At 72.3% G+C, this 8,951-nt stretch carries 8 protein-coding genes; 4 read left to right on the top strand and 4 right to left on the bottom strand.

The features are described from left to right. A partial coding sequence (locus FNX44_RS19470) for an ATP-binding protein (protein WP_143649631.1) occupies window positions 1–609 on the bottom strand: 609 nt, incomplete at its 3' end. A gap of 306 nt (window positions 610–915) precedes the next feature. Between FNX44_RS19470 and FNX44_RS19465 the strand changes: the two genes are divergently transcribed. Beyond that, complete coding sequence (locus FNX44_RS19465; RefSeq protein WP_228450022.1) at window positions 916–1,203, top strand: DUF397 domain-containing protein; 288 nt, start codon at window positions 916–918, stop codon at window positions 1,201–1,203. A 111-nt stretch (window positions 1,204–1,314) separates the two neighbouring features. Beyond that, window positions 1,315–2,235 (top strand): Sco1979 family transcriptional regulator, encoded by a 921-nt coding sequence (locus FNX44_RS19460; RefSeq protein ID WP_143649627.1) that lies wholly within the window; start codon window positions 1,315–1,317, stop codon window positions 2,233–2,235. Window positions 2,236–2,313: 78 nt separating this feature from the next. Here FNX44_RS19460 and gdhA read toward each other — a convergent pair whose 3' ends face one another. Continuing rightward, window positions 2,314–3,651, bottom strand: coding sequence for an NADP-specific glutamate dehydrogenase (gdhA, locus tag FNX44_RS19455; RefSeq protein WP_407699170.1), 1,338 nt, complete (start codon window positions 3,649–3,651; stop codon window positions 2,314–2,316). Window positions 3,652–4,350: 699 nt separating this feature from the next. Then, window positions 4,351–5,343 carry an agmatinase gene (gene speB / locus FNX44_RS19450; RefSeq protein ID WP_143649623.1) on the bottom strand — a complete coding sequence of 331 codons (993 nt, stop codon included), beginning with the start codon at window positions 5,341–5,343 and terminating at the stop codon, window positions 4,351–4,353. 114 nt (window positions 5,344–5,457) lie between these two features. Between speB and FNX44_RS19445 the strand changes: the two genes are divergently transcribed. Beyond that, the gene (locus tag FNX44_RS19445; protein ID WP_143649621.1) at window positions 5,458–6,249 is read left to right on the top strand and encodes a phosphatase; all 792 of its coding nucleotides are present in this window, start codon (window positions 5,458–5,460) and stop codon (window positions 6,247–6,249) included. A gap of 40 nt (window positions 6,250–6,289) precedes the next feature. Here the strand turns inward: FNX44_RS19445 and FNX44_RS19440 are convergent, their stop codons facing one another. Next, window positions 6,290–6,811 (bottom strand): universal stress protein, encoded by a 522-nt coding sequence (locus FNX44_RS19440; protein WP_143649620.1) that lies wholly within the window; start codon window positions 6,809–6,811, stop codon window positions 6,290–6,292. A 739-nt stretch (window positions 6,812–7,550) separates the two neighbouring features. Here FNX44_RS19440 and FNX44_RS19435 point away from each other — a divergent pair. After that, window positions 7,551–8,906: a helix-turn-helix domain-containing protein gene (locus FNX44_RS19435; protein WP_143649618.1), complete on the top strand. Its 1,356-nt coding sequence runs from the start codon at window positions 7,551–7,553 to the stop codon at window positions 8,904–8,906. Window positions 8,907–8,951 lie beyond the last annotated feature (45 nt).

Below are 8,951 nucleotides of genomic sequence, written 5' to 3'. Positions count from 1 at the left end.
GGGGCGGGGCTGCTCGCGCGGCGCGGTGGAGGCGACCGGCCAGTCGCCGTCCGCGAGCATCGCCGCGAGCGTCAGAACCCGGCTCAGCGAGGCCTGCTCGACCTCGTGGCCGCAGGTGTGCGGTTCGCTGCCCTCCGGGGAGAAGCAAGCCCACACCGCCTTGCCCTCGGGCCCGGGCGGCGTCCAGCCCCAGTCGTTGCTCAGGCACTCGACGATGTGCAGGCCGCGCCCGGACTCCGCCCAGTCGCCCGCCTCGCGTACGGCGGGCGCGCTGGTGCCGGCGTCGACCACGACGCACAGCACGCTGTCGCCCCGCCGGGAGAGGCTGAGCAGGACCGGGGTCCCGCCGGCCGTCCGCCAGGGACCGCCGGCGTGGCACATGGCGTTGGTGACCATCTCGGAGACCGCCACCGCGACGCTGTCGACCAGGTCGTCCAGTCCCCAGCCGCACAGGGCGGTGCGGGCGAAGCCGCGCGCGATGCCCGGGGAGCGGGAGCCGTGGTCCAGGGTCCAGACGGCGAACGAGTCGCCGGGCGGCGCGCCCGGGGTCGCAAAGGCCCGTCGGGCGGGGTCCGCACTGTCTTCGGAATCTGCGTCAGCGCATGTCATGGGGGGTGTTCCGAGCATCTCGGGAACGTTGTCCACCAGCGCCAGGGGCGGAGCTCCGAAGCCGAGGCCGGGTTGGGGCGCGCGCTGGGACGCCACCCATTCCGCCGGTTGTGGGGTCATTCCGATCTCCGCTGCCGTCGCCGGCATCAGGGGAACACGCTTGCGGAGACCATCCTGTTCCATTTGTACTTACCGCTGCAAGTGCGGATGCAAGCACAGGTGCAAGAACTGCGACCGGTGAGGCGATAATGACAAGCGCTCCCGCTGTGGCGCACGGGGTGCTTGTGAACGATTGGGGCACAAGTGATGAATGACACATTACGGGTGAGGCGGCCGATGCAGCAGGAGTACGTGAACGGTGTGCCGGCCGACGGACTGCCGGACGCCGTGTGGCGCAAGAGCCGCCGCAGCAACCCCAACGGGAACTGCGTCGAACTCGCCGAGCTGCCCGGCGGCGCGGTGGCCGTCCGCAACTCCCGGTTTCCCGCCGGACCCGCGCTCGTCTACACCGGCGACGAGTTCTCGGCGTTCCTCCTCGGCGCCAAGGACGGCGACTTCGACCATCTGCTCGACGGCGCGACCGGCGCCGACTGAGCCCGCCCCACCCCGCACGCCGGCGTCCCGGCCTGCGGACGTTGATCGCCCGGGGCGCCCGGTGGGAAACTGTCCGGTCGCCCTCATCGATACGAGTCGGGAGCACACGTGATGTCAGTCCAGCCGGAGCCCGCGCGCTTCCCCGGTGGCGAGACCTCGATGCAGCGGGTCCTCGCCCAGCCCGTGGGCGGACCGACTGTGCTGCGCATCGTGCTGGGCACCCATCTGCGCAGGCTGCGCGAGGCCAGCGGCATCACCAGGGAGGCCGCGGGACACGCCATCCGCGGCTCCCACGCCAAGATCAGCCGCCTGGAGCTGGGCCGGGTCGGCTACAAGGAACGGGACGTCGCCGACCTGCTGACGCTGTACGGCGTGCACGACCAGAAGCGGCGCGAGGAGTTCCTGACGCTGGCCCGGCGCGCCAACGAGCCCGGCTGGTGGCACAAGTACAGCGACATCCTGCCGAACTGGCTGGAGACGCTGCTGGGGCTGGAGGAGGCGGCGGCCGTCATCCGCACCTACGAGGTGCAGTTCGTGCCCGGCCTGCTCCAGACCGCCGACTACGCCAGGGCCGTCGTCCGCCTCGGCCACCCGGCCGCGCCCGTCGCGGAGGTCGACCGGCGGGTGGACCTGCGGATGCGCCGCCAGGAGCTGCTGGGCCGCCGCGAAGGTCCGAAGCTGTGGGCGGTGATAGACGAGGCGGCGCTCCGCAGACCGCTGGGCGGGCGCGAGGTCATGCGCGGCCAACTGCGTCACCTGCTGAGCTTCGCCGACGACCCGCGGGTGACGATCCAGATCGCACCCTTCGCCATAGGCGGGCTGGCGGCCGCGGGCGGACCGGTCACCATCCTGCGCTTCCTGGAGCCGGACCTCCCGGACATCGTCTACCTGGAACAGCTCACCAGCGCGCTCTACCTCGACAAGCGGGCCGAGGTGGAGTCCTACGTCGTGGTGATGGACCGGCTCTGCGCGGCGGCCGAGACCCACGACCGCTCGATGCGCTTCCTGACCGACCTGCTGGCCGAGAGCTGAGCGCGTCCGCTCCCCGATCGCACCCGCTCCCCGCCCTCCACGAGCCTCACGAGCCTTCGGGCGGGGAGCGGACGGTCCTCAGATCACGCCCTGGGCGAGCATCGCGTCCGCGACCCGCTCGAAGCCGGCGACGTTCGCCCCCAGCACGTAGTCGTCGGGCGCGCCGTAGCGCTCGGCGGTCGCGGCGCACTCGTCGTGGATGCCCCGCATGATGGCCTCCAGCTCCCGCTCGACACGCTCGAAGGACCACGGGTCGCGGCCGGCGTTCTGCCGCATCTCCAGCGCGCTGGTGGCCACGCCTCCCGCGTTGGCCGCCTTGCCGGGGCCGAAGGCGACGCCCGCCTCGCGCAGCAGCCGCATCGCCTCCGGAGTGGTCGGCATGTTGGCTCCCTCGGAGACCGCCTTCACCCCGTTGCCGACCAGGTTCCTCGCGTCGGCCTCGGTGAGCTCGTTCTGTGTGGCGCACGGCAGCGCGACCTCGCCGGGGACGTCCCAGACGCTGCCGTCGGGGACGTAGTGGGCCGAGGCGCCGCGGCGTTCCGCGTAGTCGGCGACCCGGCCGCGTTCGACCTCCTTGACCTGGCGCAGCAGCTCGACGTCCAGACCCTTCTCGTCGAACACGTAGCCGCCGGAGTCCGAGCAGGTCACGACGTTCGCGCCGAGCGCGATGGCCTTCTCGGCGGCGTGGACCGCCACGTTGCCGGAGCCGGAGACCAGCACCTGCTGTCCGTGCAGGTCCTCGCCGCGGCGGCGCAGCATCTCGGCGGCGAACAGCACCGCGCCGTAGCCGGTGGCCTGCGGGCGGCCGGCCGAACCGCCCCAGCCCAGCCCCTTGCCGGTGAGCACCCCGGCCTCCCACCGGTTGGTGATCCGGCGGTACTGGCCGAAGAGGTAGCCGATCTCCCGGGTGCCGACGCCGATGTCCCCGGCGGGCACATCGGTCTGGGCGCCGAGGTGGCGGTACAGCTCGGTCATGAAGGACTGGCAGAAGCGCATCACCTCGGCGTCGGAGCGGCCCCGCGGGTCGAAGTCGCTGCCGCCCTTGCCGCCGCCGATGCCGAGACCGGTGAGCGCGTTCTTGAATATCTGCTCGAAGCCGAGGAACTTCACGATGCCGAGGTTGACCGAGGGATGGAAGCGCAGCCCGCCCTTGTACGGGCCGAGCGCGCTGTTGAACTCGATCCGGAAGCCCCGGTTGACCCGCACGACACCGGAGTCGTCCACCCAGGGGACCCGGAAGATGAGCTGGCGCTCGGGCTCGCAGATCCGCTCGACCAGCCGGGCCTCGGCGAGCTCGGGCCGGGCGTCGAGCACCGGGCGCAGCGAGTGGATCACCTCGTGGGCGGCCTGGTGGAACTCCGGCTCGCCCGGATTGCGGCGGACCACCTCTGCGTAGAGCGCTGCTTCTCGCTGCATCGACATCGCTTCCTTTTCTCGCCGACCGCGAGGCCCGCGTCGGGCCGCCCGGGGACGATCGCTGGGACGCTACGGGGCGCTGCGGCGGTCTCGCGTGACACACCGCGCGGGGACGCCTGCCCCAGAGTGCGGCATCTCTCGCCGGACGGGCGCGGATTGTGAGCGTTCTGACAGGTACTTGCCCTCGGGGCGGGACCAGGGGAACGATTCGCCGGGCGGGAACGTCCATCGCTCGGGAGAGGTGGGCCGGGAACGGCCCGGGATCCGCCCGGGAATGGGCCGGGGGCGGCCCCGGAGAGTCAGGCCTCTCTCCAGAACCGCCCCGGCCGGGGGTGTCGAGCTAGTGGCACGGACGGGCCAGCACCCCCCACAGGGCCAGCACCGCCGCCTAGCGGCTGCGACACCCCGTTCCCGCGGGATGCATGTGGGAGTCTGTCGCGAATCTCCACCGCGCGCACATCGACCGAACAAAATAGGTAACGTTGTGTGTTAAACAGGTGGCAGGAAGTGATGCCCCGCTGGACGGCTCCCGTTCACCAACACCCTTGCCCACCAGGGAAGTTGCGGATCGCTGCACGCGTTCATGTCATCACTGGCCGTGAACGAGTGGTTCCGGGCCGTCTCGAACATGGCCGAAATCCATCGGAAACGTTACCGAAATCGACCAGCGCGAGCCGCCCCGGGACCGGGTTCGTCGCATCAGGCGCCGGCGGCCCGCCCGGCGGCGATCTGCCGCGACATGATCGTCGTCAGCTCGTAGGCCGTGTGGGAGGCCGCCACCGAGGTCATCTCCGCGTGGTCGTAGGCCGGGGAGACCTCCACCAGGTCCGCCGAGACCAGGTGGCAGTCGGCCAGCCCGCGCAGGATCTCCAGCAGCTCCCGGGAGGTGAGCCCGCCGGCCTCCGGCGTGCCGGTGCCGGGCGCGTGCGCCGGGTCCAGCACGTCGATGTCGATGGAGATGTACAGCGGCCGGTCGCCGATCCGCTCCCGCAGCTGCTGCGCGACCTCGTCCACGCCGCGCCGCATGACGTCCGCCGAGGTGACGATGCCGAAGCCCATCTTCTCGTCGTCGTCCAGGTCCTTGCGACCGTAGAGCGGGCCGCGGATGCCGACGTGGGAGAGCGCGGAGGTGTCGAGGACGCCCTCCTCGACCGCGCGCCGGAACGGCGTGCCGTGGGTGTACTCGGCGCCGAAGTAGGTGTCCCAGGTGTCCAGGTGCGCGTCGAAGTGCAGCAGCGCGACCGGGCCGTGCTTGCGGGCCACCGAACGCAGCAGCGGCAGGGCGATCGTGTGGTCGCCGCCGAGCGTCATCATCCGGGCGCCGCTGTCCAGGATCTCGTCCGCAGCCGCCTGCACGGTTTCCACGGCCTCGTTGATGTTGAACGGGTTGACCGCGATGTCGCCGGCGTCGGCGACCTGGGCCAGCGCGAACGGCGAGGCGTCCTGGGCCGGGTTGTACGGCCGCAGCAGCCGGGAGGCCTCGCGGATGGCGTTGCCGCCGAACCGGGCGCCCGGCCGGTAGGAGACGCCGGAGTCGAAGGGGACGCCGACGACGGCCACGTCCGTACTGCCCACCTCGTCGAGGCGGGGCAGCCGGGCGAAGGTGGCCGGACCGGCGTAGCGCGGGACGCGGGAGGAGTCCACGGGCCCGACCGGTCCACTGCTGTGCTGAGGGGTGTGGTGGCTGGTCATACTCCGGAGGGTAGGCGCGCCCGCGGCCGTCGCCACATGGACGTTTCTCACGGTGCCGACACCGCGTTTTGGACACTCCGTCGATCCTTCACCCGGGCGAGCGACAATGACCGCATGTCCGCACCCTCCGCGCCGTCCCGAGCCGAACTGCTCGACCACCTCGTCCGCACCCGGATCGCCGGCGACGTGGCGACCCCCCGCGAGAACAACCTGGACCACTACCGCCGGCTCGCCAACGGCGACCGCTACCACTGGTTCGGCGTCGACCTCGGCGACCGGTGGACGGACGAGCAGGACGTGCTCGCGGTGATGGCCGAACGGGCGGGCGTCGACGACGACCCGGAGCACCGCGCCGGCCAGGACACCATCGACCCCGAGCTGACCGTCGCCGCCCTCGACCGCGCGGCGCTCCGCCTCGCCAAGGCCGCCGCCGACCGCGAACGCGTCCTGCTGGCCACGGGCCATCCAGGTTCGCTGCTGGACCTGCACGGCTCGGTCGCCCGGGCGCTGCGCGCCGCCGGCTGCGCCATCGTGCGGGTGCCGCTCGGCCTCTACGCGGACGACGGCGTGGTGGTGCAGCTGTCCGACGTCGCGATGTACGAGCGGGGCGCATCCCTGTGGCACACCCACTCCCCCGCGCCGATGCGGGAGATCCTCGACCTGCTGCCGCGCATCGGCGAGCCGCTTCCCGACCTGGTTTTCGCCGACCACGGCTGGGCCGGCTGCGCCGCGCAGGCCGGTCTGGACACGATCGGCTTCGCCGACAGCAACGACCCCGCCCTTTTCCTCGCGGAGGCCGAGGGCACCCTGTCGGTCGCCGTGCCGCTGGACGACCACGTGGCCAATCCGCGCTACTACGAGCCGCTGACCGCCTACCTGCTCTCCGCCGCCGGACTGTGCGACTGAGGAACCGGTCCGTGCGACCGCGACGCGGAAACGACCGCCGTCAGGGGATCACGACCACCGGCCGCTGGGCGCGCCGCGCCAGCCGGCCGGCGACCGAGCCGAAGATGCGCCCCACCAGGCCCTGGCTGGACCCGACGACAATCGCGTCGGCCTCGTACTCCTGGCCGACCTCCTCCAGCTCGTGGCAGATGTCACCGCCCCGCTCGACCAGGATCCAGGGCACCTCGGAGAGGTGTTCGGCGCAGGCCAGCTCGAGGCCAAGCACCTCGGTGCGCTGGTCGGGGACGTCCACGAAGACCGGCGGTTCGCAGCCCGCCCAGACGGTGGTCGGCAGCCGGTTGGCGACGTGCACGATGATCAGCGCGGAGCCGGCCCGGCGGGCCATGCCGATCGCGTAGGCGAGCGCCCGCTCGCTGGAGACGGAGCCGTCGAAGCCGACGACAACCCCGTGCCGGAACGCCGGATCGCAGGAATGGCGCGCCTCCGGCGCCGCCTCGGGCACCGCCGGGGAGTCGGCGAGCCGCTTGCGGTCCGCTGGTTCGGGAATCTCGTGTCCGGCCATGTCGTCTATTGCGTCTCGGCGAAGGGAGTCCTCGTGCGGAGGGGGCGGCGGATAGTTGCGGCTTAAATAGAACGTCTGGGAAACATCTTCCCCTGCCTCTACCCCAAGGGTACGGCGCTGAACCCAGGGTGCCCAGGGGTCGGGGCGGAAGCATGCCCGAGGCCGGCGGCGACCGCAACACCGTCCCCCACACCCGTCCCACCGACCCCGCACGCCCCGGTGGCCCAGCAGCGTCCGCGTCGGGCGCGGAGCGATCCCCCGGCGCCCCGGCGCGCGCCACCCCGGCACCGGAGGAGCCGTCGCGCCGGGTCGGGCGGGCCGGACCCGGCCGAGGGTCGCGAGGCGCACCGAGCCACGGGACGGCGGATGAGGGCGCACAGGGCGGAGCAGGGGGGGCGCACGCGCCATCTGGCATTGTTTTCAGCCAACTTGCGGCCGTGATACACAACTTCCTGAGCAGCCACGTGCCGTTGGTACCACGGCACCGGGTCGCGCATTTCGGACATCTGCCCCATCCCGGGGATCCGTGAAACCCGAGACGCCCTTCCCAGCCAGGTGCGCGACTGCCACTCTTCGTGATCGAATGCTTTACGCCAAGTTGCCTTGTCGACTTAGCGGCGGGAGCTGAAGTTGTCTCGACACGCTGACGCGACACAGTAGATTCGATCTTGGCAGAACCACGGCGGGGGAAACCGTGCAGGACCGAGAGGAAGCGACCACTTGAGGGGGGCTTAGAGATATGAGCCAGGACCCAGCGCACGGCCCCGCGACCATGAGGAAGCTCGCCACCAGGCGGCGCCGCGAGATCGTGGCCGTGCTGCTGTTCGGCGGGGGCCCGATATTCGAGAGTTCCATCCCGCTGTCCGTCTTCGGCATCGACCGCCAGGACGCCGGGGTACCGCGCTACCGACTGCTGGTGTGCGCGGGAGAGGACGGGCCACTGCGCACAACCGGGGGACTCGAACTGACCGCACCGCACGGGCTGGACGCGGTCGGTCGCGCGGGCACGATCGTCGTGCCCGCCTGGCGCTCCATCACCCAGCCGCCACCGGCGGCCGCGTTGGAGGCACTGCGCCGCGCCCACCAGGAAGGCGCGCGCATCATGGGGCTGTGCACCGGCGCGTTTGTCCTGGCGGCCGCCGGCCTGCTGGACGGCCGACCGGCCACCACCCACTGGATGTACGCGCCCACACTCGCCAAGCGCTACCCGGCGGTCCACGTGGACCCGCGGGAGCTCTACGTCGACGACGGCGACATCCTGACCTCGGCGGGAACAGCCGCCGGGATCGACCTGTGCCTGCACGTCGTGCGCACCGACCACGGCGCCGAGGCCGCCGGCGCACTGGCCAGACGCCTCGTCGTGCCACCCCGGCGCGCGGCGGGCACGGACATGGCCCAGCTCCACCGGCTGGACAGGTCTTTACCAGAGGAGATCGGCACCGACCCGCTCGCCGAGGTCGTCGCCTGGGCGCTTGAGCACCTGCACGAGCAGTTCGACGTGGAGACGCTCGCCGCCCGCGCCTACATGAGCCGCCGTACGTTCGACCGGCGGTTCCGCACCCTGACCGGCAGCGCGCCGCTCCAGTGGCTGATCACCCAGCGGGTGCTCCAGGCGCAGCGGCTGCTGGAGACGACCGACTACAGCGTCGACGAGGTGGCCGCCCGCTGCGGCTTCCGTTCGCCGGTGGCGCTGCGCGGTCACTTCCGGCGGCAGTTGGGCGCCTCCCCGGCCGCGTACCGCGCGGCCTACCGGGTACGGCGGCCGGGCTCCGGCGGAGCGGCCGGCGGCCAGGGCGGCCCGCCGGGCCACAACGGGCCGGGCGGTCCGGGCGGTCCCGGAGGTCCGGGCGGTACGGGAGGTCCAGGCGGTCCAGGCGGTGTCGGTGGGCCGAGCGCTGCCGGCGGTCCCGGCGGTGCGGGGCACGACCGAGGGGACGGCATGCCGCAACCCTCCGAGTACCGGGTGCCGCCCGCCCGGTCCGAGCCGGCGAGTGTCTTCGGGCACGGGCTGGTCACCGCATCGGTGAGCGAGCACGGCAGGGCCGACGGCGAGCTGTACGCCGCCCGGCTGCCCGGCCAGCGCGGCAGGGCATGACCTCCGGCGCCCCGCCCCGCCCCGCGCGGGGTGGGGCGCCGGAGC

The sequence above is a fragment of the Streptomyces alkaliterrae genome (assembly GCF_007097205.2).
Taxonomy (GTDB): Bacteria; Actinomycetota; Actinomycetes; order Streptomycetales; family Streptomycetaceae; genus Streptomyces; species Streptomyces alkaliterrae.
The sequence above is the reverse complement of the archived record's forward strand: the minus strand, read 5'-3'. Positions and strand labels throughout refer to the sequence as shown.